Annotated in this window: 24 protein-coding genes and 1 pseudogene; 13 read left to right on the top strand and 12 right to left on the bottom strand. The window is 72.9% G+C overall.

Annotated elements, in window-relative coordinates:
• Positions 1-36: 36 nt before the first annotated feature.
• The 5 genes from ACTHAM_RS02185 to ACTHAM_RS02205 all read left to right on the top strand — a co-directional run bounded on the left by ACTHAM_RS02185 (position 37) and on the right by ACTHAM_RS02205 (position 2,598).
• Positions 37-267 carry a DUF6959 family protein gene (locus ACTHAM_RS02185; protein WP_440684123.1) on the top strand — a complete coding sequence of 77 codons (231 nt, stop codon included), beginning with the start codon at positions 37-39 and terminating at the stop codon, positions 265-267.
• A 152-nt stretch (positions 268-419) separates the two neighbouring features.
• The gene (locus ACTHAM_RS02190) at positions 420-839 is read left to right on the top strand and encodes an RHS repeat domain-containing protein (RefSeq protein ID WP_440684124.1); all 420 of its coding nucleotides are present in this window, start codon (positions 420-422) and stop codon (positions 837-839) included.
• Positions 840-953: 114 nt separating this feature from the next.
• On the top strand, positions 954-1,202 hold the full coding sequence (locus ACTHAM_RS02195) for a type II toxin-antitoxin system Phd/YefM family antitoxin (protein WP_440684187.1): 249 nt from the start codon (positions 954-956) through the stop codon (positions 1,200-1,202).
• Positions 1,203-1,246: 44 nt separating this feature from the next.
• Positions 1,247-1,519 (top strand): type II toxin-antitoxin system RelE family toxin, encoded by a 273-nt coding sequence (locus tag ACTHAM_RS02200; RefSeq protein WP_440684125.1) that lies wholly within the window; start codon positions 1,247-1,249, stop codon positions 1,517-1,519.
• A gap of 386 nt (positions 1,520-1,905) precedes the next feature.
• Entirely contained in the window at positions 1,906-2,598 is a 693-nt protein-coding gene (locus ACTHAM_RS02205; protein ID WP_440684126.1) for a hypothetical protein, read from the top strand.
• Between the two features lie 61 nt (positions 2,599-2,659).
• Here ACTHAM_RS02205 and ACTHAM_RS02210 read toward each other — a convergent pair whose 3' ends face one another.
• The 3 genes from ACTHAM_RS02210 to ACTHAM_RS02220 all read right to left on the bottom strand — a co-directional run bounded on the left by ACTHAM_RS02210 (position 2,660) and on the right by ACTHAM_RS02220 (position 6,255).
• A complete protein-coding gene (locus ACTHAM_RS02210) occupies positions 2,660-3,040 on the bottom strand; it encodes a nucleotide pyrophosphohydrolase (RefSeq protein WP_440684127.1) in 381 nt (126 codons plus the stop codon).
• Positions 3,041-3,107: 67 nt separating this feature from the next.
• Entirely contained in the window at positions 3,108-5,165 is a 2,058-nt protein-coding gene (locus ACTHAM_RS02215; RefSeq protein WP_440684128.1) for an elongation factor G, read from the bottom strand.
• A gap of 142 nt (positions 5,166-5,307) precedes the next feature.
• Positions 5,308-6,255 (bottom strand): FKBP-type peptidyl-prolyl cis-trans isomerase, encoded by a 948-nt coding sequence (locus ACTHAM_RS02220; protein ID WP_440684129.1) that lies wholly within the window; start codon positions 6,253-6,255, stop codon positions 5,308-5,310.
• A gap of 186 nt (positions 6,256-6,441) precedes the next feature.
• Here ACTHAM_RS02220 and ACTHAM_RS02225 point away from each other — a divergent pair, with 186 nt between their 5' ends.
• Together ACTHAM_RS02225 and ACTHAM_RS02230 are read left to right on the top strand one after the other, a co-directional pair.
• Positions 6,442-7,584: a VIT1/CCC1 transporter family protein gene (locus ACTHAM_RS02225; RefSeq protein ID WP_440684130.1), complete on the top strand. Its 1,143-nt coding sequence runs from the start codon at positions 6,442-6,444 to the stop codon at positions 7,582-7,584.
• A 33-nt stretch (positions 7,585-7,617) separates the two neighbouring features.
• Entirely contained in the window at positions 7,618-8,595 is a 978-nt protein-coding gene (locus ACTHAM_RS02230; RefSeq protein ID WP_440684131.1) for a siderophore-interacting protein, read from the top strand.
• A 38-nt stretch (positions 8,596-8,633) separates the two neighbouring features.
• Here the strand turns inward: ACTHAM_RS02230 and ACTHAM_RS02235 are convergent, their stop codons facing one another.
• Entirely contained in the window at positions 8,634-9,758 is a 1,125-nt protein-coding gene (locus ACTHAM_RS02235; protein ID WP_440684132.1) for an ABC transporter ATP-binding protein, read from the bottom strand.
• 230 nt (positions 9,759-9,988) lie between these two features.
• On the opposite strand from ACTHAM_RS02235, the gene ACTHAM_RS02240 reads away from it, so the two are divergent.
• Positions 9,989-11,407, top strand: a complete 1,419-nt coding sequence (locus ACTHAM_RS02240) for a PLP-dependent aminotransferase family protein (RefSeq protein WP_440684133.1) — start codon at positions 9,989-9,991, stop codon at positions 11,405-11,407.
• A 10-nt stretch (positions 11,408-11,417) separates the two neighbouring features.
• Positions 11,418-11,791 (top strand): annotated as a pseudogene (locus tag ACTHAM_RS02245) (MarR family winged helix-turn-helix transcriptional regulator); the annotation flags it as partial.
• Between the two features lie 127 nt (positions 11,792-11,918).
• Here the strand turns inward: ACTHAM_RS02245 and ACTHAM_RS02250 are convergent.
• The 4 genes from ACTHAM_RS02250 to ACTHAM_RS02265 form a co-directional block, all read right to left on the bottom strand.
• Positions 11,919-13,124, bottom strand: a complete 1,206-nt coding sequence (locus ACTHAM_RS02250) for a hypothetical protein (protein WP_440684134.1) — start codon at positions 13,122-13,124, stop codon at positions 11,919-11,921.
• A complete protein-coding gene (locus tag ACTHAM_RS02255; RefSeq protein ID WP_440684135.1) occupies positions 13,121-13,630 on the bottom strand; it encodes a sigma-70 family RNA polymerase sigma factor in 510 nt (169 codons plus the stop codon). Before ACTHAM_RS02255 ends, ACTHAM_RS02250 begins: the two co-directional genes overlap by 4 nt.
• Positions 13,631-14,629: 999 nt before the next feature.
• Positions 14,630-15,565: an aldo/keto reductase gene (locus ACTHAM_RS02260; RefSeq protein WP_440684136.1), complete on the bottom strand. Its 936-nt coding sequence runs from the start codon at positions 15,563-15,565 to the stop codon at positions 14,630-14,632.
• Between the two features lie 48 nt (positions 15,566-15,613).
• Entirely contained in the window at positions 15,614-16,474 is an 861-nt protein-coding gene (locus ACTHAM_RS02265) for an aldo/keto reductase (RefSeq protein WP_440684137.1), read from the bottom strand.
• A 102-nt stretch (positions 16,475-16,576) separates the two neighbouring features.
• Between ACTHAM_RS02265 and ACTHAM_RS02270 the strand changes: the two genes are divergently transcribed.
• The 4 genes from ACTHAM_RS02270 (at position 16,577) to ACTHAM_RS02285 (ending at position 20,127) form a co-directional block, all read left to right on the top strand.
• On the top strand, positions 16,577-17,476 hold the full coding sequence (locus ACTHAM_RS02270; protein WP_440684138.1) for a LysR substrate-binding domain-containing protein: 900 nt from the start codon (positions 16,577-16,579) through the stop codon (positions 17,474-17,476).
• An 80-nt stretch (positions 17,477-17,556) separates the two neighbouring features.
• A complete protein-coding gene (locus ACTHAM_RS02275) occupies positions 17,557-18,849 on the top strand; it encodes an endo-1,4-beta-xylanase (RefSeq protein WP_440684139.1) in 1,293 nt (430 codons plus the stop codon).
• A gap of 44 nt (positions 18,850-18,893) precedes the next feature.
• Positions 18,894-19,724, top strand: a complete 831-nt coding sequence (locus ACTHAM_RS02280) for a MerR family transcriptional regulator (protein ID WP_440684140.1) — start codon at positions 18,894-18,896, stop codon at positions 19,722-19,724.
• A 127-nt stretch (positions 19,725-19,851) separates the two neighbouring features.
• Positions 19,852-20,127: an isoamylase early set domain-containing protein gene (locus tag ACTHAM_RS02285; RefSeq protein ID WP_440684141.1), complete on the top strand. Its 276-nt coding sequence runs from the start codon at positions 19,852-19,854 to the stop codon at positions 20,125-20,127.
• 74 nt (positions 20,128-20,201) lie between these two features.
• Here ACTHAM_RS02285 and ACTHAM_RS02290 read toward each other — a convergent pair whose 3' ends face one another.
• From ACTHAM_RS02290 to ACTHAM_RS02305, 4 genes are all read right to left on the bottom strand, one after another.
• The gene (locus tag ACTHAM_RS02290) at positions 20,202-20,705 is read right to left on the bottom strand and encodes an FBP domain-containing protein (RefSeq protein WP_440684142.1); all 504 of its coding nucleotides are present in this window, start codon (positions 20,703-20,705) and stop codon (positions 20,202-20,204) included.
• A gap of 451 nt (positions 20,706-21,156) precedes the next feature.
• Positions 21,157-21,756 (bottom strand): TetR/AcrR family transcriptional regulator, encoded by a 600-nt coding sequence (locus ACTHAM_RS02295; RefSeq protein ID WP_440684143.1) that lies wholly within the window; start codon positions 21,754-21,756, stop codon positions 21,157-21,159.
• 193 nt (positions 21,757-21,949) lie between these two features.
• Positions 21,950-24,259, bottom strand: a complete 2,310-nt coding sequence (locus ACTHAM_RS02300) for a glycoside hydrolase family 3 N-terminal domain-containing protein (RefSeq protein WP_440684144.1) — start codon at positions 24,257-24,259, stop codon at positions 21,950-21,952.
• A 100-nt stretch (positions 24,260-24,359) separates the two neighbouring features.
• On the bottom strand, positions 24,360-24,752 hold the full coding sequence (locus tag ACTHAM_RS02305; protein WP_440684145.1) for a YkvA family protein: 393 nt from the start codon (positions 24,750-24,752) through the stop codon (positions 24,360-24,362).
• Positions 24,753-24,811: the final 59 nt, after the last annotated feature.

Below are 24,811 nucleotides of genomic sequence, written 5' to 3' on the forward strand. Positions count from 1 at the left end.
AGAGAGCGGCGCGACGAGAGAAGACGGGAGGAAGAGTTGGCCACTGCAAAGATTCTTGCCAGGTTGGATGCTCTACCGTTGGTGCAGGATCCGGGGCGCCGATACCCCGGCCTGATCATCCAGGGCGACACGCTCTTCATACTCCTGAAGGACTTGGAGGAAGAAGCCCCCGAGTCGTACGCGCTGGAGAAGGTCAGGGACTGGGTCTCCATGTACGAGCAGATGATGGCGGAGGTTGGCATCGAGCTGCCGTACTTCCGGGGATGACGACGGCGGATTGCGTCCGGACGTCCACTCGGCGGTGATGTGTCTCGTGCTGATCACCACCACGACCGACGCTCCCACTGGCTAGGGCTTCTGTTGGGGCTGCAGGACTCGCGTGGAAGGGGATGTGCCCGGGCACGACGGACGCCACCGCGGTGACTTCCTCGTACGACAGTGCGGACCGTCTGGTCTCGACGAGTGCTGCGGGTGGCTCGTCGTGGAGGTACGACGTGTTCGGGCGGGTCACGGGGATGCCGGTGGGGGACGGGTCGCCTGTGGGGTCGTCCGAGTACTTCGTGAACGATCTGGTGGCGGCGCAGGAGGTGCCGGGGGACACCCGCAGCGTGTGGACCTTGGACCCGTTGCAGCGCTTCGCGACCGAGGACACCTCGGTGTGGGTGGACGGGGCGTGGGCGAACTCGACCGAGCAGGTCAGTCACTTCGACGGTGATGGTGATGAGCCGGCGTGGATCGTGGAGGACGCCACGCTGCCCGATGTGGTGTCGCGGTTCGTGGAGGGGATGGACGGGGCAGTCGCGGTGCAGACGACCCGGGTGGGCGCCGATCGCCGGTAGCTCGGCGATGAGGGGACATACCGCTGCCGGGTGCGCACCAGATCCCCGAGGCCGACGAGCAGCGCCCACTTCTGTACCGAACGTACATCCCGTACGGTTGGAGCTGTGAGCGAGATGCCCGTCACCGAGGCCCGTTCCCACCTCAGCGAGGTGGTGAACCGTGCTGCCTACAACGGCGAGGCGGTTTACCTGACGCGTCGCGGCCGTCGGCTCGCCGCCGTCGTGCCCGCCGAGGTACTCGAGGCGTACGAGGCCGCCGAGGACGCTGCCGACGTCGAGGCCGCCCGGGCGGCCCTGGCCGAGGGCGGGGAGACCACTTCGCTCGCGGCGTTCCGCGCACAGCTCGCCGCCGAGCGCGCGTGAGCGGCCCAGGGCGCGACACTGCGTCGGGTCGATAGACACCCCACGTGACGACGAACTACTACGGCGTCGAGCTGACGCCTGCTGCTCAGCGCGCCCTGCGCCGCATCGACCGGCCCGTGCAGCGCCGGCTGCTCGACGTCATCGAGACGCTCGGCAACGACCCACGCCCCGCCGGCGCCAAGACGCTCCAGGGTCTCGACGGCCTGCTGCGTATCCGCGTTGGCGACTACCGGGTGGTCTACACCGTCCGTGACGAGCGGCTGCTGGTCCTCGGCGTGACGCTCGGGCATCGCAGCGCGGTCTACCGCAGGCTCTGACCCGCGACGCCACCAGCACGGCCTACGCGCTCCCGCGAGGTCGGCGATCGCGCCGAAGCCACACCGACGGGGCGGAGACCTACCGCCGAACTGTCGGCGCTGCGACGGATCCGTGGCCCGAGCTGATCGGTGTGCCCATCGCGTCGGCTCGACTGTCTGGTGGTCGGGTCCCGACAGCCCTTCACGTCGGGGTGCGATCCGGCCTGTCTTTCGAGGTCCGGCTCGGCGAATGGGCCGACGGTCGGCTCGGTGACGTCCCGAATGCGGTGATCGTGCAGTTCTGCAGGTGAGACGCGCGAGTCGGGCCCGCGCGAGTCTGGGTGCCGGCTGAGAACTGGCAGTCCATTTCGACCACGCGAACGCGCCCGCACCAGTTGAATGCCCCCATGACGACTCCCGACGGCGGCCAGCCCGCCACGCCTGACCAGAGCCCGGACGTGGCTGTGACCCCCGAGATCGACCCGCCCGCCGCCGAGACCCCGTCGGCCCCCACCGACCCCGCGGCCCCGACGGCGGACGCCGGGCCATCGGCTCCCGTGTACGGCTACGCCGGCGCCGAGATCGCTCCGCCTGCGGTCGCCCCCGGCGACGAGGGCGCCAAGGCGCTGCGCGGTGCGGTGCTGACGTTCTGGGCCGGTGTCGCGGTCCTCGTCCTCGGCGGCGGGTCGGCGCTGCTCGCCTCGAACCGCGGCGGGGTGGTGTGGACCGGTGGCCTGATCTTCGGTGTGATCCTGCTGGTGCGTTCGTTCGCCGCCTACAAGGCGGCCCGCGGCGCCGGTGCCCCGGCTCTCGGCCGGCCCGGGTGGGGTCTGGCCGCCGTGGGTCTGGTCGCCGCGGTGGGTGTCGGTCTGGCCGGCGCCGGCCAGTTCCTCGACGCGAAGATGTCGGAGCCGACCGAGGCCGAGGGCACCGGCTCGTGCTGGGAGGTCGTCGACAACTCGACGATGCAGCAGGTGGCGTGCGACTCCGACCACGAGTTCCTGGCGGTCGGAGAGGTGACCGACCCGGACGAGTGCTCGATGGACGCGACGGCCTATGTGGAGCTGGACGACAGCTACCTCTGCCTCGCCGACGACTGACCTGGTCGTCGACGCAGGAGGGCGCCACCCGGGGTGACCGGGGTGGCGCCCTCCGGGCGTCTCACGCCTTGTGCGGCGCGACCCCCCGTAACGTGTCGGCCGGGAACCGTCGGTGCGAGTCGGCGAGCTTGGCGCGGGCGGCGGCGCCCAGGTCGATGCCGAGCACGTCCGCCAGGCGCACCAGGTAGACCAGCACGTCGGCCATCTCCTCCGCGGCCCGCTGCTGGCGTCCGTCGGGGCCGAACTCGGTGGCGGCACGGTCGGCGGGGATCCACTGGAACAGCTCGGCGAGCTCCCCGACCTCGCCGACCAGAGCCAGCACGAGCGACTTGGGGTCGTGGAACTGCTCCCAGTCGCGTTCGGCCGAGAACTCGCGCACGAGCCGGGTCAGCTGGGCGATCTCCTGCTCCGGGGTGTCTGCCTCCGGGGTGTCTGCGCTCACCGGCCCAGCCTCGCACGGCAGACCGCCGGCCCGGGGCGTCGCAGGACGCGCCCCGGGTCGGCGGGTGTCAGGCCGGCAGCAGGTGGTCGGGGCACACCTCGAACCGCTCGGGCGACATGACCAGCTCGGCGCGTCCCCCGGTGATCGAGCGCAGGTCGAGCACGTACCGGGTCAGCTCGGCCTCGGGCACGGTCGCCTCGATGCGTACCTGGCCGTCGTCGAGCGACGTCGTCGTGGTGATGTGGCCGCGGCGCGAGGACAGGTCGCTCATCACGTCGCCCTGCGTGGCGATCGGCACGGTCACGGACACGTGGCTGACGGGTTCGAGCACGGTGGTGCCGGCCGCCTGCAACGCCTCCTTGACGCCCACGGCGGCCGCGGTGCGGAACGCCATGTCGGAGGAGTCGACGGAGTGCGACTTGCCGTCGTACACCTCGACGCGCAGGTCGACCACGGGGTAGCCGTGCGGGCCGCCGGACGCCATGGCCTCGGTGACCCCGCGGTGCACGGCCTGCAGGTACGTACGGGGGATCGCGCCGCCGACGACCGAGTCGACGAACTCGAACCCGCTGCCGTGCGGCAGGGGCGAGACCCGCAGCTGCACCACGGCGTACTGCCCGTGCCCACCGGACTGCTTCTTGACCTTGCCCTCGGCCTCGACCTCGCGCGCGATGGTCTCCCGGTACCCGACGGGCACCGGTGAGGTCGTCACGTGCACGCCGAACACCCGGGCGAGCCGTTCGAGAGCGACGGCCAGGTGCGTGTCCCCGAGCCCGCGCAGCACGGTGCGGTCCGAGGAGCGGTCGATGACTAGCGTGGGGTCCTCGGCGACCAGGCGGGCCAGCGCGGCCGAGAGGCGGTCGTCGTCGGACTGCGTGACGGGTTCCAGCGCGAGCGCGTACACGGCCGGCCGGGACCGCAGCGGCGGGGCGACGACCGCCGGACCGGCACCGACCCGCGCGGTGAGCAGCGACCCGGTGGGGGTGCCCGTCAGCTTGGCCACGGCGGCGATCTCCCCAGCGACGACCTGGTCGGTCGGCAGGTGCTCCTTGCCGCGCAGCCGGAACAGCCCGGGCAGGCGCTCCTCGGTCTTCGTCGAGGTGTTCAGCAGCTTGTCGCCGGGCCGCACCGTGCCGGACAGCACGCGGAACAGGGTGACCTGCCCGACGAACGGGTCGGCGACGGTGCGGAACGCGTGCACCAGGGCAGGGCCGGACGGGTCGGCGGACACCGGCACGTCGAGGTCCCCGGCGATCACCCGGGAGTCCCGGTCGGCCGGTGAGGGCCCGAGCTCGCACAGCAGGTCGGCGAGGCGGTCCACCCCGACCTCCGTGACCCCGGAGGCGACGAGCACGGGGAACGCCTCGAGGTCGCGCACCTCGTGCGCCAGGGTGCGTTCCAGCTCGGCGGCCGAGGGGGCCTCGCCGGACAGGTACCGCTCCAGCTGGTCGTCGTCGTGCGCGACGATCTCCTCGGTGACGGACTCGTGCAGCTGGTGCTCCTCGTCGGCCAGGGCCGCGGGCAGGGCGCCGGTGTGGTGCGTGCCGTCGCCGTCGTACTCCAACGACTCCTCGCTGAGCACGTCGGCCACCCCGGAGAACGCCTGCTCCTCGCCGAGCGGCAGCTCCAGGGCGACGAGCCCCTCTCCGAATGCCTCACGCAGGTCGGCCAGCACGTGCCGGAAGTCGGCGCGCGCCTTGTCCTCCTTGGTGACCACGACCATGCGCGGCAGCCCCGCGTCGGCCGCGGCGCGCCAGGCCAGGTGCGTGCCGGCCTGCACGCCGTCGACGGCGCTGACCACGACGAGGGCCAGGTCCGCCACGGCGAGGGCCGCGTCCATCGACCCGGCGAAGTCCGCCGTGCCGGGGGTGTCGAGCAGGGTGATCTCATAGGTCTGGCCGTCGGGTGCCTTCCAGGGGAAGGGTGCGACGGCCAGTCCGAGGGACAGCCCGCGGGCGATCTCCTCGGGCTCGTGGTCGGTGACCGTCGATCCCTCCTCGACGCGACCGGCGCGGGTGAGAACCCCGGCTCGGTGCAGGAGGGCTTCGGCGAGCGTGGTCTTGCCCGAACCGCTCTGGCCCACGAGGGCCACCGTGCGGATCCGCGGCGTCATTGCCTGGTCCATGTCGTCTCCAAGGGAGAGCCGGTCTTCCCGTCAGAGTAGTGACGACGGCCGCCCGCCCGCAGGACATCGGTCCCAGGGGCGGACGGCCGTCGGTCAGGCAGTCCGTGCAGGTCACCCACCCGGGTGCGGGCGGGCGACCAGATCAGGCGGCGTCGAGGATGTCGACGACGAACACCAGGGTCGAGCCGGCCGGGATGGACCCGGTCTCGGTGTCGCCGTAACCCAGCGACGGCGGGATGACCAGCAGCACCTGGCTGCCGACGGTCTGGCCGACGAGGCCCTGGTCCCACCCGTCGATGACCTGGCCGGCGCCGAGGGTCACCGAGATCGGGTCGGCGCCCCACGAGGAGTCGAACGCGGTGCCGTCCCACAGCCAGCCGGAGTAGTGCACGGTGACGGTCTGACCGGACGCCACGGCGGGACCGGCGCCGGTGATGAGCGGCTGCACGACGAGCTCGGTGGGGGCGGTGCCGGTGGCGGCCGTGATGGACGGCTCACCGTCGTCGGCGAGCGTCACGGTCGGCAGGCCGTCGACGGGGGCCACGGCCTCGCCCTCGGCGCGGTCGGGGATGGTGCGGGCGTCGGTCACCTCGAGCGAGAGGACCTGCGTGCCGTCCGTGGCGCCGCGGCCGAGCAGGATCCGCACGCCGACCTTCTGGCCCTCGAGCGCGTCGCGCAGGGCGGTGACGATGCCGTCGCCCATGGTGATGGTGGTGGGGGTCGAGGTGTAGGTCTCGGAGACCACGGAGCCGTCGGTGCCGGCGACCGAGACGTAGTGGACGACCAGCACCTGGCCGTCCTCGATGTCCGCGCCGGTGCCCTCGTCGACCACGCGGGCGACCGTGCCGGTCAGCTCGAACGGCGTCGTCGGCAGGGTGATCGTGGGCTGGGTGCCCGGGTCGCCGGTGAGCGTGACCTTCTCGAGTGCGGCGACGTCCTCGGGCGAGGCGGTCTCCTCGGCGCTGGCCGAGGCCGTCGCGGAGGCCGACTCGGTCGGGTCGGCGGAGCCGGAACCGCCTCCGCAGGCGGACAGCAGCAGGGTGAGGGCGACACCGGCGGCTGCCAGCGGGGCGGCGATCGTGCGGCGCACGGGATCCTCCGTCGTGGGAATGACCGCCCGGGCGCGGGCGGCAGGACCCGGTAACGGTACGCGGTCTTCCTGGACGTTTGCTGGGCCCGGGTGCCCATCGTTCGCGATGACGGCCGCCCGGACCGTCCGATTCGGCCGCCCGAACAGGGCGCGGACGCTCCCGTGGGGCAGGTCCGGGGTGTCACGATGACGTCCGTGCCCCCCGCCTTGAGTGACCGACCCGCGCCCTCAGCCGCCCAGATCCGCCGCTGGCGCCGCTACCTGGCGGACGAGCGAGCCGAGGCTGCCGCGTACCGTGACCTGGCCTCACGCCGCACGGGCGAGGAGCGGGCGATCCTGCTGGCGCTCGCGGACGCCGAGGGTCGTCACGAGCAGCACTGGCTCGCGCTGCTGGGCGACGACGTCGGCAAGCCCCTGCCGGGCGACATCCGCACCCGCATCCTCGGCTGGTTGGCCCGCCGGTTCGGCTCGGTGTTCGTGCTGGCGCTCGCGCAGCGGGCCGAGGGTCGGGCCGCGTACGACGACGAGGCCGATGCGACCGCCACCATGGCCGCCGACGAGCGGATCCACGAGGAGGTCGTGCGCGGCCTGGCGATCCGTGGCCGCAACCGCATGTCGGGCACGTTCCGCGCGGCGGTGTTCGGCGCGAACGACGGCCTGGTGTCGAACCTGGCCCTGGTGCTCGGTATCGGTGCGGCCGGTGCGTCGACCGCCACGGTGCTGCTCACGGGCCTGGCGGGTCTGCTCGCGGGCGCGTTGTCGATGGGCGCCGGCGAGTACGTGTCGGTGCGCTCGCAGCGCGAGCTGCTGGAGGCCTCCCGGCCCGGTCCGCACGCGCACCGCGCCCTGCCGTTCCTGGACGTCGACGCCAACGAGCTGGCCCTGGTGTACCGGGCGCGCGGCATGTCGGCCGAGGACGCGCACGCGCGGGCCCAGCTGGTGCTGGGCGGCGACGAGCACCCGCGTGACCTGGGCACCGGCGGTCTGCCCGTCGAGCTGCCCGAGGGTGTGGACCCGGCGGACGTCGAGGAGATCGACGAGCACGAGACCATCGGCACCGCGTTCGGTGCAGCGCTGGCGAGCTTCTGCTTCTTCGCCTCGGGCGCGCTGATCCCGGTGCTGCCGTACATGTTCGGTGCGGAGGGTCTGGTCGCGGTGGCCTGGTCGGCCGGCCTGGTCGGCATCGCGCTGCTCGGCACGGGTGCCACGGTGGGTCTGCTGTCGGGCACGTCGCCGCTGAAGCGGGCGCTGCGGCAGCTGGCCATCGGGTACGGCGCGGCGGCGGCCACCTACCTGCTCGGCCTGGTGTTCGGGGCGTCCGGCATCTGAGGCACGGCCCGGCCTGGTCAACCTCGGTGAGGTATGGCTAACCTGACCACCGTGTCGACGACCGTTGAGCAGACCGCGCCCGAGGCCGCCCCCGCCGTCCTGCCGTTCCGCATGTTCTCCGTGCGCCTGGCCCGCACCGAACAGCTGTGCCCCAGCGTCCGACGCCTGACGTTCACCGGCGACGACCTGCACCGGTTTGCCGACAACGGGTTCGACCAGCGCATCAAGTTCTTCCTGCCGCTCGAAGGCCTCGGCTACGACGAGCTCATCGAGCTCGGCGCCGACAGCGACTGGTACGGCCGCTACCGCGTGCTCCCCGACGACCGCCGCCACCCCATCCGCACCTACACCGCCCGCGGTGTGCGGCACGAGTTCCGTGAGCTGGACGTCGACGTCGTCCTGCACGGCGACACCGGCCCCGCCTCCCGCTGGGCCGGGGACGCCGCGCCCGGCGACGAGCTCGTCATCCTCGGCCCGAACGCCGCCGCCGAGGGCCCGCACGGCGGCGTCGACTTCATCCCGCCCGCGCACGCCGACCGCCTGCTCATCGCCGGCGACGAGACCGCCCTGCCCGCCATCGCCGGCATCCTCGAACGCCTGTCCGCCGACGCCCGCGGCGAAGCCCTCATCGAGATGCCGCACGGCGAGGACCGGATCGACCTCGTGGCCCCCGCCGGGGTGACGGTCCGCTGGTACGGCCGCGACGGCCAGCCGCACGGGTCGCTGCTGATCCCCGCCGTGCAGGCCGCCGCCGCCCGCCTGCTGCCCGGCCAGGCCCCCGCGCCCGACGTCGAGCTCGAGGACGTCGACATCGAGACCGGCCTGCTGTGGGAGACGCCCGTCGACGAGCACGGCGCACCCCTGCGCCAGTCGACCGCCCTCTACGCCTGGCTCGCCGGCGAGGCCGGGGTCATCAAGACCCTGCGGCGGCACCTCGTCGCCGAGTGCGGTGTGGACCGCAAGTCCGTGGCGTTCATGGGGTACTGGCGGGCTGGCCGGCCGGAGAGCTGAGCGCGGTCTGGCGGGGGTGCCCGACCCGAACGGCCGGGCTACCTCCGCTCGGGTACGAGCCGCTCGCCCGAGCCGGCTCGGAAGTGGTGCGCCTCGCCCGGCCGGATCCGCACGTGGATCGTCTCGCCCTTCGCAGGAACCCGGCGCGGGTCGACGCGCACGACGAGCGGCGCGGCATCCTCGCCCATGGCCTCCAGCGGTCGCTCGACCTGCCCGGCCAGGAACCCGTAGGCGTAGGCGTCCGAACCGAGCTCCTCGACGACCCCCACCTCGACGGGGATCGCGTCCGGCGTGCCGGCGGCGACGACGTCCAGCGACTCCGGGCGGAAGCCGATCGTGAGGGTCGGGCCGCCGGCTGCGGCGAGCAGGTCGCGAGGCACGGCGAGCCGGGTGGTGCCGACCGCGAGGGCGCCGTCGAGGATCGGGAAGGTGCCGATGTTCATGGCGGGGGAGCCGATGAAGCCGGCGACGAACACGTTGGCCGGGGTGTCGTACATGTCGCGCGGGGTGCCGACCTGCTGGAGCAGACCGTCCTTGAGCACGGCGATGCGGTCACCCATGGTCAGGGCCTCGGTCTGGTCGTGCGTGACGTAGACCGTCGTGACGCCCAGCCTGCGCGTCAAGGAGGCCAGCTGCGTACGGGTCTGCACACGGAGCTTGGCGTCGAGGTTCGACAGCGGCTCGTCCATGAGGAACACCTGGGGCTGACGCACGATGGCGCGACCCATGGCCACACGCTGACGCTGACCACCGGAGAGGGCCTTGGGCTTGCGGTCCAGGTACTGGGTCAGGTCGAGGATCTTGGCGGCCTCCTCCACACGGGTGCGGATCTCCGCCTTCGGGGTGCCGGCGATCTTCAGGGCGAAGCCCATGTTGTCGGCGACCGTCATGTGCGGGTACAGCGCGTAGTTCTGGAACACCATCGCGATGTCGCGGTCCTTCGGCTGGACGTCCGTGACGTCGCGGTCGCCGATGAGGATGCGGCCGGCGTTGACGTCCTCGAGCCCTGCGAGCATGCGCAGGGAGGTCGACTTGCCGCAGCCGGAGGGGCCGACGAGGACGAGGAACTCGCCGTCCTCGATGTGGAGGTTGAGTGCGTCCACCGCGGGACGCTCCGTGCCGGGGTACACCCGGGTTGCCTGGTCGAACGTGACTGTAGCCATGCGTGATCATTCCCTTCACCGGCAGGTACGTGCCGGACGATCCGTCGTGAACGCCGGCCGGCCGCGTCGGTGCGGACGACCGTGGAGCACCCTCGTGCTCGCCGACGACGCTAGGCAGCCGGTATCGCGACCCGGCAGTCCGATCGGGGGTTCGCACAGCCGGACCAATCCGCACCGGGCCACCCGCGCGGCCCGTCCCGGCGGGCGCACGGACCGCCTAGGTTGTCTGCGTGGTCGCCCCGTCGTCGTCGCAGGTCGTGGCCGACATCGCCCTCGACCTCGAGGACGGCCCCGTCGGTCACGAGCGCCTCGCCAGGGCGTTGCGCCGCGCGGTGGACGGGGGACGCCTGCCCCGAGGAACCCACCTTCCGCCCAGTCGTGAGCTGGCAGGCGCGCTCGGGTGCTCGCGCTGGGTCGTGACCGAGGCGTACGGGCTGCTGGTCGCCGACGGGACGCTGGCCGCACGCACCGGCTCGGGCACCTGGGTGGAGGGCAGCCCCGTGGTCGAACCGGCCGCGCCGATCGCACGGGTCCCGGCACCCGTGCTCGATCTGACGCCCGGGGTCCCCGAGCTGGCCTCCTTTCCGCGCGCCCGGTGGAGGCGGGCACTCGCCGCGGCCCTGGCAACGGCGTCGCACGACGACCTCGCGGCCGGAGGTGCGCTCGGCCTGCCACGGTTGCGCGCCGAGCTCGGCCCCTACCTGGCCCGCAGCCGCGGCGCGGTCGTCACCCCGCAGGTGGCCGTCGGCGCCACGCGGGGCACGTCGGACACCCTCGACCGGCTGTTCCGGATCCTGCGGCGGTACGGGCTCGCGCACGTCGCGCTCGAGGAACCGAGCGCCGACCACGTGCGCGTGCTGGCGGAGGCCGAGGGGCTGACGGTCGTGCCCGTGGGCGTCGACCAGGGCGGTCTGCGTGTCGAGGACCTCGTCCGGACACCGGCACGCGCCGTCGTCGTGGCGCCGACCCTGCACTACCCGCTGTCGTACGGCATGGCCCCGGAGCGTCGCGAGGCGCTCGTGCGGTGGGCGCGGGACGTCGACGGGGTCGTCATCGAGCACGACCGTGACGGCCCGCTGACCGACGCACGGCACTCCCCGGTGCTGCAGTCGGTCGGTCCTGACCGGGTCATCCTGGTGGGTTCGCTGGACACGAGCGTCAGCCCGGGGCTCGGGCTCGGGTGGATCGCGCTGCCTGAGCTGTGGCTGCGAACCGTGGCGCCCATGTTGCCGGGCATGGCCGGGCCGCCGACGGTGGAGCAGCTCGCGCTGGCCGAGATCATCGCCGACGGCGCCCTCGACCGGCACGTGCGCCGGATGCGTGCGCGCTACCGGGCGCGCGGGCGGCAGCTCGGTGACGCGCTCGCCCGTGCCCTGCCGGACTGGTCGGTCCGGGTGCCCGAGGGCGGTCTGCACCTGCTCGCCACGATGCCGCCGGGCACCGACGGCCGCGCCGCCCTCGCCCTCACCGACGCTGCGCGTCGCCGCGGGCTGCTGCTCACCACGACGGTGCGTCTCCGGGTGGAACCGGGGCTCGGTCCGGCGACCTTCGCCCTCGGCTTCGCCAATCTCCGGGACGCCCAGATCGGCCCCGCCGTCTCGGCCTTCGTCGCCGCGGCTCGGGCGGGGGCCGCGCCCCCGACTGCGTGACGTCGTCGGGGCCGTGCTCCGGCCGCTCGGATGACCGTGACCCACTACGCGTGCCTCGAGCTGCTCGCGCAGCGCCCCGGCCTGTCCAAATCCGAGATCGCCCGTGGCACGTTCGTGACCCGGCAGTCGATGAACGTGCTGCTGCAGGCCCTCGAGCGTGAGGGTGCCGTGACCCGGCCCCCGGTCGCACCCGTCGGCAAGGCCCTGCCGGCCCGGCTCACCGCACGTGGGCGGGAGCAGCTCGACGTCGCGTCCGCCGCCGTGCGGTCGGTCGAGCGGCGGATGCTCAGCGGCCTGGACGGCGACGACCAGGCGACGGCGACCCGGCTCCTGCGGAGCATGGTCCGCTCCCTGCACGACGGGCCGGGAGCCTCCGAGGCCTGAGCCGTCGCCGGGGTCACCGACGTCCCGCCGGACCGCCAGCTCCGTCCGCGCTCGTCGCCACCCCCCGCGGCCCACACGGGACGGTGGCGGCCCCGTGGCCGGAACCCTGCACGTCTGGCTCCGACGACTACTCGAGCGTGACCGTGAACGGTCCCCCCACCGCGAGCGCGGGGCCCGGGGAGAGGTCGGGCCCGGCGGAGGCGAGCATCACCGTGTAGACGTACAGGTCGTAGGTGCCGGCCGGAACCTCCCCGCCGCCTGAGGCGGTCGTGCACGAGGCGAACCACTGGTAGATCTCACCGCGGAACGACTCACCCGGGCCGACGTCGAAGGTCGTGCCCGAGTCGTACTCCTGGCGCGTGGGGTCGTACAGCTGGCTCACGACGATGCCGTCGGAGTCGACGAGCAGGGCGTGCAGGGCCTGCGGCACCCGGCCGATGAGTCGCCCGGTGCCGGTCGCCGTCAGGGTCGCGCCCACGTGCAGACCACCCGGGACCTCGCCGAGGTCGACCGACGGGTCGAGCGTGACGTCGAGGTCGGCGTCGGTGCGCCCGGTGAGCAGGTCGGCCGGTGCGGGCTTGCCGCAGGCGGGCACCCGGTCGGGCCACTGGCCGGCCAGGGTGCCGCTGCCCGGCTCGAGGCTCACGGGCGCCAGTTCGACGGTCTCGCCGTCCGTGCCGTCCGTCGCCGTCGTGGCGTACGCCCGGTAGGTGCCCGTCAGGGGGCTGCCGGTCCGGCAGTCCACCGCAGCGTACAGACCGTCCGGCGCGAGGCCCCCGCTGCCGTCCGTCGCCGTGACCTGCAGTTGCCGGGCGGGATCGGTCCAGAAGGCCACCGTCCCGTCGGGGGCGACGAGCATCGTCGTGACCCCCGAGGGGTCGAGGCCGTCGGAGGGCCCCGTGGGCACGTCCGCGGTCGTGCCCACGTCGACGAGGAGCGTGTCGCGGACACCCGTGCCCGTCTCGAACGACGCGGTGTCCGCGTGCAACGTGCCGACGACGACCGCGCCCTGGATCTCGGTGTCCAGGGCGTCCCTCTCGGGCAGTGCGAAGGTCGTCCCGCAGAGCGTGGCGCCCGGCGTGGAGGTGGAGGTGGGGGCGGGTGTCGTGACGGGCGCGACGGGAAGCTGGTCGGTCGTGGTCCGGGCGCCCAGCAGCACCGCGCCCGTCACGAGCGCACCGACCGCTGCCAGGCCGCCCACGGAGCGGGTGACGAGCGTCTGGGTCCGACGCCGGTGCAGCCTCGCCCGCGTGCGGTCCACGTCGACCGGGTGGGCGGCGGTGGCCGCCTGCGCCGCGAGGTCCCGCAGCTCCTGCCCGAAGTCCCTGCTCATCGCTCGCCGCCCTCGTTCACGAGGACCGTGTCGCCGAGGGGCGTCAGCGGTCCGAGCAACGTCTCGAGCCGGCCGACGGCCAGGCTCAGGTACCGCTTGACGGTCCCGTCCGCGAGTCCCATCCGGTCCGCGATCTCGCCGACCGTGAGGTCGTCGTAGTAGCGCAGCACCACGCACGCGCGCTGCTGCGGTGCGAGCAGGCGGAGCGCGGCACGCACGTCGTTGCGTGCACCGACCTCGTCGGCGGGACCCTCCTGGCGCTCACCGCGGACCAGCAGGTGCCGCACCCGCTGCCACTGCCGTCGCCGGCGGTACGTGTCGATCCACGTCGTGAGGATCGCCGTCCGGACGTATCCCTCGGCCGAGGCGATCTCGAGGGTTCGCCCGCGGACGAACGTCTTGACCAGGGCGTCCTGCACCAGGTCCTCGGCGTCCCGCAGGTTGCCGGTGAGCAGGTACGCGTACGAGGTCAGTGCCGCGCCACGCTCCCGCGCGAGGGTCGCCATGACCTCGTCGCTGCGATCCTGCCGCCCGTCCACGGGCCTCCCATCGTCGTCGATGCGTTCACACCTTCCACCCCCGAGGACGGGAAGCACCGCCGAAACGTTGCACCGGGGACATCGCTCCGCCGTCGGGGGCAGCACCCCCAGTGCCAAACCGGTCGTGACTCTTGTTCGAGTCATACGAGCCGAAGTTGTAGTTCTTGACCTGAGCGACGTAGTGCTCGGACCCGACCTCGATCCCGCCATCGCCCGTGAAGCGGGTCACCTCCGCATCGCTCTCCCCGAGGTGGCGCATCCATGCGCAGACGAGTGCCTCGGCGCCTGCGTCGGAGACTCCGAACGGCTGCGGGTCCGGGGTGGGGTGGCACCCCATGCGGCGCCACCCGGCGTGTGCGCACGCAACCGTTCCCGACGTTCGTCGATCGCCGACGCGAAGCCACGCCATGCGTGGGTGATCAACGAGTCGGCTACCCGCTCGATGCGGGCGGGACGCGTCATCCAGCCGATCGCCCGCACTCCGCCGAGAAGCAACCAAGCAGTCAGGAGAACCACTCCGACGGAAACCAAGGCTGTGCCAGCGGGTGCTTCAGCGGTCTCCGCCGCGACGAACCGCCGGACCTCGCTCCCGTGCTCCTCGACCCATCGTGGTGGGGGGGTCCCACAAGCGCGGGTGCTCTCGACCGAGTTCCGTGCCGAAGTAGAACGCGCGAGCGGCCGGCGCGCCGCCGTGCCTTGCGTCGGGGGAGTCTGCACGGGCAGATTCGTGCTGCTTGTCCATCAGGCCCCGACCTCACAGTCCTGCCCGGGTTACCCGTGCTCAGATCGCTGGGCTCCAGCGTGCATGTGGCGGCCCTGCTCGGCGTCCGCGGTGAGGGTCAACTCGGGTGCGTTGCCGCTGACTAGCGCACGGATGTCAGCGCACGCAGACATCGTGGCACGTGTCAGGGTATGCCGACATCCGCGCCTTCTGACCCGCCGGGCCGACGGGAACCCCCCCGGGGGTCACGGCACGATGTGCCCCGCCGCGTGCAGCAGCGAGTACCACTCGGCGCGGGTGAGCGGCAGGTCGGAGCCCTGTGCGGCACCGGCGACCCGCTCGGGGCTGGTGGTGCCGAGCACGACCTGCATCTGCGCCGGGTGGCGGGTGATCCACGCGGTCGCGATCGCGATGGCCGGCACGTCGTACCGGGCGGCGAGCTCGTCGATGACGCGGTTCAGCTCGGCATACTCGGGGTTGCCGAGGAACGTGCCGGTGAAGAACCCGGCCTGGAACGGCGACCACGCCTGCACGGTGATGTCGTGCAGCCGGCAGTAGTCGAGGATGCCGCCGCCGTCGCGGGTGATCGACTGGTCCTCGGCGACCATGTTGCCGGCCAGGCCCTGCGTGATGATCGGCGCGTGCGTGACCGACAGCTGCAGCTGGTTGGCGACGAGCGGCTGGCGCACGGAGCGGCGCAGCAGCTCGATCTGCGCCGGGGTGTGGTTGGAGACGCCGAACGCCCGGACCTTGCCGGCGGAGTGGAGCTCGTCGAACGCCCGGGCGACCTCGTCGGGTTCGACCAGCGCGTCGGGGCGGTGCAGCAGCAGGATGTCGATCCGGTCGGTGCGCAGCGCCTGCAACGAGCCGTCGACGGACTCGAGGATGTGCTCGTACGAGAAGTCGAAGTACGGCCCCTCGCGCACGATCCCGCACTTGGTCTGGATGGTGAGCGCGTCCCGCTGCGACGGGGTCAGTGCGAGGGCGTCGGCGAACCGGGACTCGCACTCGTGCAGCTCGCGGCCGTAGATGTCGGCGTGGTCGACGAACGTGATGCCGGCGTCCAGGCCGGTCTGCACGAGCGTGCGGATCTCGTCGTCGGTCTTCTCGGCGATGCGCATGAGGCCGAGGACGACGTTGGGCGCGACGATGTCGGTGCCGGGCAGGGTGAAGGTCTTCATGGGGTCTTCCGGTCGGGGTGGTGTGAGGGCGGGCGCGCGGGCGGGGCGTCAGCCCAGGGACAGTGCCGCGACCTCGTCGTCGGTGAGCACCAGGTCGACGGCGTGCGTCGAGTCGACGATGCTCGCGGGCCGTGAGGCGCCGGGGATCGGGATGACGACCGGTGCGAGCGCGAGCTCCCACGCGAGGGCGACCTGCTGCGGGCTGACGCCGTGCGCGTCGGCGACCTGCTGGAACGCGCCGTGCCGGGTGCCCAGCTCGCCGGAGCGGGCGATGCCGCCCAGCGGGGACCAGGGCAGGAACGCGAGGCCGAGGTCGGCGCAGTGCCGCAGCTCGGCCAGGCTGCTGCGGAACGCGGGGGAGAACTGGTTCTGCACGGACACGAGCCGTCCGCCGAGCACCTGCTGCGCCTCGTCGATCTGGGCGACGGACGCGTTGGAGATGCCGGCCTGCTGGATGACGCCTTCGTCCAGGAGCTCGACGAGCGCGCCGACCGAGTCGGCGTAGGGGACCGTCGGGTCGGGGCGGTGGAACTGGTAGAGGCCGATGGCCTCGACGCCGAGCCGGCGGGCGGACGCGCGCGCGGCGTGCTTGAGGTGCTCGGGGCGCCCGTCCTGGGTCCAGGTGCCGTTGCCGGGCCGCAGGTGCCCGCCCTTGGTGGCGACGAGCACGTGGTCGGTGCTGCTGCCGTAGCTGCGCAGGGCCTGCGCGATGAGCTCCTCGTTGTGCCCGACCTCGTCGGCGTGCAGGTGGTAGGAGTCGGCGGTGTCGATCAGGGTCACGCCGGCGTCGAGCGCGGCGTGGATGGTCGCGACGGACCGGTCCCGGTCGGGGCGGCCCTCGATGGACATCGGCATGCCGCCGAGTCCGATGGCGCTCACGGAGAACGGGCCGATGGTGCGCTGCTGCACGGGGACACCTCACGTCGTCGGGTTGGTGCTCCGACACTAGGTAGGCTCGGTGCTACAAGTCCAACAACTAGAACTCATGCGTTTCAGAAGCGGAGTCGATCGATGGATCTGCGGCAGATGGAGTACGTCGTCGCGCTCGCCGAGGAGCAGCAGTTCACGCGCGCGGCGTCGATCTGCGGCGTCAGCCAGTCGGGTCTCTCCGCCGCCATCCGCGCTCTCGAGGACGAGCTCGGCACCCGCCTGTTCACCCGCACCACCCGCCGCGTCGAACCCACCGAGGCCGGACGCGCCCTGCTGCCGCACGCCCGCGGGCTGCTCGAGCAGGCCGCCGCCGGCCGTGACGCCGTGGTGCGCGCCAGCCACGAGCTCAGCGGCACCCTGCGCATCGGCGCCGAGCAGTGCCTCGGCGTGGTCGACGTGCCCCCGCTGCTCGAACGGTTCCGTCGCCGCTACCCCCAGGTCGACATCGCGTTCACCCAGGTCGGCTCGCACGAGCTCGTCGCCGCCGTCCGGGCCGGTGAGCTCGACCTCGCCTTCGTGGCCACCGAGGAGCACCTGACGCACGTGCGCCCCACCGAGCTCGGGCGGCGCGAGGTCGTGCTGCTCTGCCCCCCGGGGCACCCCCTTGCCGGCGCCGCGCGCACCGACTGGTCCGCGCTCGCAGGCCACGACTTCATCGACTTCCAGCCCAGCTGGGGTGTGCGCTCGCTCAACGACGCGGTGTGCGCGGCGCGCGGCGTGACCCGTCAGGTGCGGTGCACCGTCAACGACATCCACACGCTGCTCGACCTCGTCGGCCGCGGCCTGGGGGTCGCGCTGGTGCCGCAGCACGTGGCCGCCAAGCCGCAGGCCGCGGGCCTGGTCACCGTGCGGCTCCCGCAGGACGGCGTGCCCGCCTGGGTGGTCTCCGCCGTCACGGGCAACGGGCCGAGCCTCGCGCCACGCCTGCTCGAGCTGCTGGACACCGAACCGGAACCCGTGTCCGACCTCGACCGGCCCTGAGCACCACCACCGACCGGACCGGCGTCACCGACCGGAGCAGCATCACCGACCTGAGCACCATCACCGACGAAGGAGTCGACATGCCCCTCACCCCCGCCGCCAGCGCCATCGCGCACGTCCCGCAGGCGCTGCGGCACCGCGTGGCCGCCGCCGACCTGGTCCTGACCGGGCCCGACGGCGCACCGCTGGCCGACTGCGAGGTCGTCGTCGAGCAGGTCCGGCACGAGATGGCGTTCGGCAACATCGGCTTCGACCTGATCCCCCTGGCGAACGGGCAGACCGACGGCGTCCACGACAGCCCGTTCGGGGGCGCAGCACCCAGCCAGGGCGAGCACCTCGCACAGCTGTGGCTCGACCTGTTCGACACCGCGACCCTGCCGTTCTACTGGGCCGGGTTCGAGCCCGCCCCAGGACGCACCGAGACGACCCGGCTGCGTGCGACCGCCCAGTGGTTCGCCGACCGCGGCGTGCGCCTCAAGGGGCACCCGCTCGTCTGGCACACCCTCGCCCCGCACTGGCTGCTCGACGTGCCCGAGGCTCGCGTCGAGCAGGTGGTCCGCGACCGCATCACCCGCGAGGTGACCGACTTCGCCGGCCTGGTCGACACGTGGGACGCGATCAACGAGGTCGTGATCATGCCGGTGTTCGACAAGGAGGACAACGCGATCACCCGGCTCGCGCAGCGCCTCGGCCGCGTCGAGACCGTCCGGCTGGCGTTCGAGACCGCCCGCGCGGCGAACCCCGGCGCGCGGCTGCTGCTCAACGACTTCGACCTGTCGAGCGACTACGAGCACCTGATCGAGGACTGCCTGGCGGCCGGCATCCAGATCGACGCGCTCGGCCTGCAGACCCACATGCACCAGGGGTACTGGGGTGAGGACACGATGCTCGCGATGGTCGACCGGTTCGCGCGGTTCGGCCTGCCCCTGCACCTGACCGAGACGACGCTGCTGTCCGGCCACCTGATGCCACCGGAGATCGTCGACCTCAACGACTACCAGATCCCCTCCTGGCCCTCGACGACCGCGGGCGAGCAGCGGCAGGCCGACGAGATCGCACGCCACTACACCTCGCTCGTCGCGCACCCCGCCGTCGAGGCCGTCGTCTACTGGGGACTGTCCGACGACGGCGCCTGGCTCGGCGCACCGGGCGGTCTGGTCCGCGCCGACGGCACACCCAAGCCCTCGTACCACGCGCTGCGCGAGCTCGTCCGGGGGCGGTGGTGGCTCAGCCCGACCACGGCGCGGACCGGTGCCGACGGGCGCGTCGGGCTCGAGGGGTTCCGCGGCGACTACCGGGTCTCCGCGGGCGGGTCCAGCGCCGACGTCACGCTCGACGGACACCATCGCGTGCTCGACGTCCCGCTCGGGTGACTGCTCCTTGATCCTCACACCGTGGAAGGGTGTCGAGTGTGGATGTGCCCCGAGACAGACTCCTCACGATCGGCGAGTTCTCACGCCTGTCGATGCTGAGCATCCGCATGCTGCGTCACTACGACGAGCGCGGCGTCCTCGCGCCCACCTGGGTCGACCCGCACAGCGGGTACCGGCACTACCACCCCGACCTGCTGCGCACCGCCGGCCGTGTCCGGGCGTTGCGGGACGCCGGGGTGGGGGTGCACGACCTCGCGGCGTGCGCGCCGTTCGTGGACACCGCGCAGCTGCGTGCGGTGCTGCTCGAGCGTCGCCAGGCGGCTGCGGCAGAGGCCGCCGCCGTGTCGAGCCGGCTTCGGGACATCGACCGATTCATCGACGAACTGGAGAGTCCTGTCATGTCCACACCGATCACCCGCACCGTCATCCCCGCCCGCCAGGTCGCCTCCGTGCGCGACGTGATCCCCACGTACGCCGACGAGGGCCTGCTGTGGCAGCGCCTCGGCGGGGGGCTGGCCGCCGCGGGCGCCCAGGTCACGCCCGACGCGCTGAGCGTCGCGGTGTTCCACGACGACGAGTACGTGGAGCGCGACGCGGACGTCGAGGTGCAGCTCGACGTGCTCGCACCGTTCACGGACGTCGACGGCGTCCGGTTCGTCGAGGTGCCGGCTGTCGACGTGGCCGTCGGCGAGCTGCACGGCTCCTACGACGGCATCGGTGCGGTCATGGCCGACCTCGGTGACTGGGTCGCCGGCCAGGGGCTGCGCCCCGCGGGGCCGATGTTCAACATCTACGTGGTGAGCCCCATGCAGAACCCCGACCCGTCGGGCTGGGTCACACGCGTCTGCCTGCCGGTCGCCCCCGCCCAGGACTGACGGATGCTGCGAGTCTTCAGCACAGCGTCACACGCTGGTCATCGTGTCCGTTCCGTCCGGTAACACGACCACGCCACGCTGCTGACGTCCGGATCCGTGCACCTGAGTCGAGACGAGTGATGCCACCGTGCTGAAGAGGTCCCGTTCCGCCACGTCCACCACGCTGACGTTCGCCCTGCCGACCGCGACCCTCGACGGGCCGGTCAGCGTGGTGGGCTCGTTCAACGCCTGGACGCCGGGTGCTCACCCGTTGCGTCGCCGGTCCAACGGGACGGCGAGCACGTCGGTGACCGTCCCGGCCGGCACCGAGGTGCGGTTCCGCTACCTGGGCGAGGGTGGGCGCTGGTTCGACGACGTCGACGCGGACCTGATCACCGCCGAGGGTGGCGTCGTCCTCGCCTGAGGTGCGTCGCCGGGACGCCCGGGGCACGTCGACCGTGAGGTCGGTGCCTCGGGCGCCCCGTGCACCCCGGGGCGTCAGCGGGTGCGGACGATCTCCTGCACGAACCGGGTGGACCGCTCGCGCAGCCCGTCGATGCGCCGTTCCACGATCTGCAGGCGCTCGGCCTCCGTGGCGGTGCCCGCCTCGGAACGGGTGGGCACCCGGCGCACGTTCGTCGAGCACCCGAAGTCCGTGCAGATGAGCGTGCCGATGGTGTCGCCGCGTCGCCCTGCGGCACCGCCGCGCCGGGCGACGTACAGCGTCACGTCGTCGGTCACGACGACGTCCTCGCACCAGGCGCACACGGTGCTGCGGCGTGTGCGCCGACCTTCGCTGGAGCGCAGCAGGACGCCCACGGGTTCGTCGTCGAGCTCGACGACGACGTAGGCGGACAGCGGCGCCTTGCGGTCACGCCAGCCGAGGTAGTCGAGGCGGTCCCAGCGGAGCGCGTCGAGGTCGGGGAGGGTGGCCTGGGTCGCCTCGCGGCGGGACGCGTTCACGAAGGACGCGCGGATCTGCTTCTCGGTCAGGGTGTTCATCGGTCGACTCCGGGGTGGGGTACTGGCCCGCGCCCGGTCACGAGCCGGTCAGCGGGAAGGGCGAGAGGTCGAGGAGTCGCCTGAGCAGGCCGTGTCGGCCACCCCGCCTCCCGCGATGCCCAGCATCGGCGCGCTCCTTGCCTTGGTCTCGTCCCGGTTCTGCCCCGGTCTCGCCAGGGACGGCGGCACCCCGCGGCCGTCCGGCCGGGCGAGCCTACGTCGGGTGTCGGCCCGGCTCCACAGGTTTCGCGGCGGGTGAGGGGCGGTGCCCGATGGCGACCTTCGCGACATGGATCAGATGACCGACGAACGTCGCGGCGATCGGTGCGCTCGCCGGACCTCGGGCGTGGTCGCTATCGTGGGGAGACGGATCAGCTGATACAGCACCCGCGACAGGTCGCGGCAGGGTGTCTTCCGTACGCGGCAAGGCGTGCCGGTGACTGCAGGGGGGTCACCGGCCGCACTGCAGCCGCTCGACGAACGCCGAGGCCAGGTCCCGCGACCACGGGCTCGCCCCCGGTTGACCCCGGTCCAGCACCTCCGACAGCGCCGCCCCCTCGGCGATCACGAAGAACTCGTGCACGACGGCACCGTCGTCGACCCCGTCGCGCAGCTCGCCGAGCTCCCGGGCCTCCGTGAGGCACCCGTACAACACGCGCCGGATGTCCTGCCGTGAGCGTCGACGGGCCTCGGCGAGGTCGGCGTGGGTGAGGGCCGCGGCCGCGAAGGCGGCGTTCGCCGCGGCGTCGACGGCGCGCTCCTCGTCCAGGGGCAACGCCGCCTCGAGCGCCTGCCGCAGGGCGGCCAGCCCTCGCAGGTCGCCACCGATGCGGAACCCGCGCTGCACCATCCGCTCGTACACGGCGCCCTGCGCGGCCACGAGGATCGCGTCCTTGTTGCCGAAGAAGTGCGCCAGCACGCTCAGCGTGCACCCGGCCTCGTCGGCGATCGCGCGGGTCGTCGCACCCGCCAGGCCGACCCGGTGCACGACGCGCAGCGTCGCCTCGACGATCTCGCGACGACGCTGGTCGTGGTCCACTCGCCTCGGCATCAAGCCTCCCGTCGCCAGCGTATCTGCGGCTCTCGAGGCGGCCCGCCCCCCGCACAGGTGCGAGCACCCCCGGCTGCGCGAGGTCGGTGCGTCGCCGGTCCGCCACACCCTCGCCCCGGCAGGACATCGGGTGGGACGACGACGCCCCGCCCCCCGGATCGGCGGGAGGCGGGGCGTCGCAGTCGGCGTGCGCTCAGACGGTGGTCTCGCCGGGCGCCGCGATCGTGAACGGGGCGCGGAGCAGGTCGGCGTCACGCGACGACCGGCCCACCAGCAGCTGGAACTCGCCCGGTTCGACGATGCGCTCGCCGTGCCGGTCGACCAGCGTGCACGCGGCCGCGGGCAGCTCCACCTCGACGTGCACGGTCTCGCCGGGGGCCACGTCGACCTGCCGGTACGCCTTGAGCTCCTTGTCGGCCCAGGTGACCGACGTGACCGAGTCCGACACGTACACCTGCACGGTCTCGCGCGCGGGGCGCGTGCCGGTGTTGCGCAGCGTGACCTCGGCGCGCACGGTGCCCGTGGCGTCCAGGTGCGGGGTGAGCACCTGCAGGTCGGAGTACTCGATCGTGGTGTAGCTCAGGCCTTCGCCGAACACGAACGCCGGGTCCTGCGTCAGGTCGGCGTACCGGTCACCGTGCTGCCCGCGGATCTGGTTGTAGTAGGTGGGCTGCTGCCCGACGTGCCGGGCGAACGAGATGGGCAGACGACCCGACGGCTCGACCAGACCGAGCGCCACCTCGGCGATCGCGCGGCCGCCCTGCATGCCGGGGTTGGCCGCCCAGATGATCGCCTGCGCGTCCAGCGCGGACTGCGGGAGCACCAGCGGCTTGGAGGCCAGCACCACCACGACCATCGGGGTGCCCGTGGCGGCCAGGGCGTCGAGCAGCGCCACCTGCCCGCCGAGCAGGTCGAGCGTGGCGGTGGATCGGTACTCGCCCACCAGCTCGATGCGGTCGCCGACGACCGCGACCACGTAGTCGGCGTCCTTCGCGGCGGCCACGGCCTGCGCGATCATCGCCTCGTCGGGCTCGATCGGCGCGGCGATGTCGGGCCGCGGCTGCCCGTCGGGGAAGAACTCGCCGCGCGGGTCCGGGACCAGCTGGATGATCTCGGCGCCCTGCGCGAAGGTGACGTCCCAGCCGGCGGGCACGTGCGCCCGGAACCCGTCGAGCACGGTGCGGATCATCTCGCGCGGGTGGCCGTCGGGCAGCCAGTCGGTCTGGCCGGAGGCACCCGCCCAGTCGCCGAGCGTGACGTGCGGGTCGTCGGCGTTGGGGCCCACGACGGCGATGCGGCGCGGGCGCCCGTCGGCGGGGGCCTGTGCCCGGCCGTCGGCGTCGGCCACCAGACCGCCGGCCAGTGGCAGCGTGCCGTCGTTCTGCAGCAGCACGAGCGAGCGACGGGCGGTCTCCAGGTTGAGCGCCTCGTGCTCACCGGCGCCGATGACGACGGCCTGACGCTCCGGGTCGGGCAGGCGCGGGTCCTCGAACAGGCCGAGCTCGAACTTGACCGTGAGCACCCGCCCGACGGCCGCGTCGATGCGCGACTCCTCCACCAGCCCGCGGGCCACGGCCTCCTGCGCGCCCTCGAAGAACTGCGGCGTCGTCATGATCATGTCGTTGCCGGCCTGGATGGCCGCGGCCGACGCGAGCGTGTAGTCGGCGTAGATGTGCTGCTCCCAGACCATGCGCCCGACGTTGTCCCAGTCGGTGACGAGCAGACCCTTGTAGCCCCACTCGCCGCGCAGCACGTCGTTGAGCAGCCAGTCGTTGACGGTGATCGGCACGCCGTCGGTGGACTGGTAGCCGAGCATGAACGTGGCGCTGCCCTCACGGGCGACCTTCTCGAACGGCGGCAGGAACCACGAGCGCAGCTTGCGGTGGGAGATGTCGGCCTCGGACGCGTCGCGCCCACCCTGCGTCTCGGAGTACCCGGCGAAGTGCTTGGCGGTGGCCAGGATCGCGGTCGGGTCGGTCAGGCCGTCGCCCTGGTAGCCGCGGACCATGGCCGAGGCGAGCTCGCCGATGAGGTGCGGGTCCTCGCCGAACGTCTCGTCCACGCGGCCCCAGCGCAGCTCGCGCGCGATGCAGAGCACGGGGGAGAACGTCCAGTGGATGCCCGTTGCGGACACCTCGACGGCGGTGGCCCGGGCGACCCGTTCGACCAGGTCGGCGTCCCAGCTGGCCGCCATGCCGAGCTGGCTCGGGTAGATGGTCGCGCCGTAGAAGAACGAGTGGCCGTGGATGCAGTCCTCGGCCACCAGCAGCGGGATGCCCAGCCGGGTGCGGGCGGCCAGCTCGGTGGCCTCGCGCATGTTCTCGGGGGAGGCGTGCAGGATCGAGCCGACGTGCATGTCCTCGACGAGGGGGCGGACGCCGTCCTTGGCGTTGAGCTGGAGCAGCTGGCCGACCTTCTCCGGGAGCGTCATCCGGCCGACGAGGTCGGCGACGCGCTCCGCGACGGGAAGCGAGGGGTCCTGGTACGGCAGGGCGGCGGGCATGGGGTTCCTCTCCCTCGAGGTCGTCGGTGCTGACATCCCACCGCAGTGGGAGCGTTCCCGCCTATCGTATCGATTCGACGGCAAGGCGTGTCCCCGCCGATCAGGTCGCCTCGCCGAGCAGCCGCAGCAGGAGCCGCGGATCGCCCGGCCACGCCTCGAGCAGCACCTCCCGCGGCACGCGTCGGGCCGCGTACCGCAGTGCGATCGCCACCACGACGACGTCGTCCAACGGCCCGATCACGGGCAGGAACTCCGGGATGAGGTCGATCGGGCTGGCCACCCACAGCCCCGCCAGCACCACGGCGACCCGGGCGCTGCGCGGCACCCGAGGGTCCCTGCGGAGCCGCCGCACCGCGGTGACGCACGCCGGCACGAACCCCGCCAGGTCGCGCAGCAACCCCGGCGGCAGCCGCCGGGCCAGGACCGTGAGCAGCGCCCAGGTCAGCACCATGACACCGACCGCGACCGCGAGCCCCACCAGCCAGTTCCGCACCGCCCCTGTCTACCCGACCGCACGGTCGACGGGCCGCCGGGTCCGCCCACCGCCGTCCC

Origin of the sequence: Cellulomonas soli (assembly GCF_052036975.1) — a bacterium.
In the GTDB taxonomy this organism is placed as follows: domain Bacteria; phylum Actinomycetota; class Actinomycetes; order Actinomycetales; family Cellulomonadaceae; genus Cellulomonas; species Cellulomonas soli_A.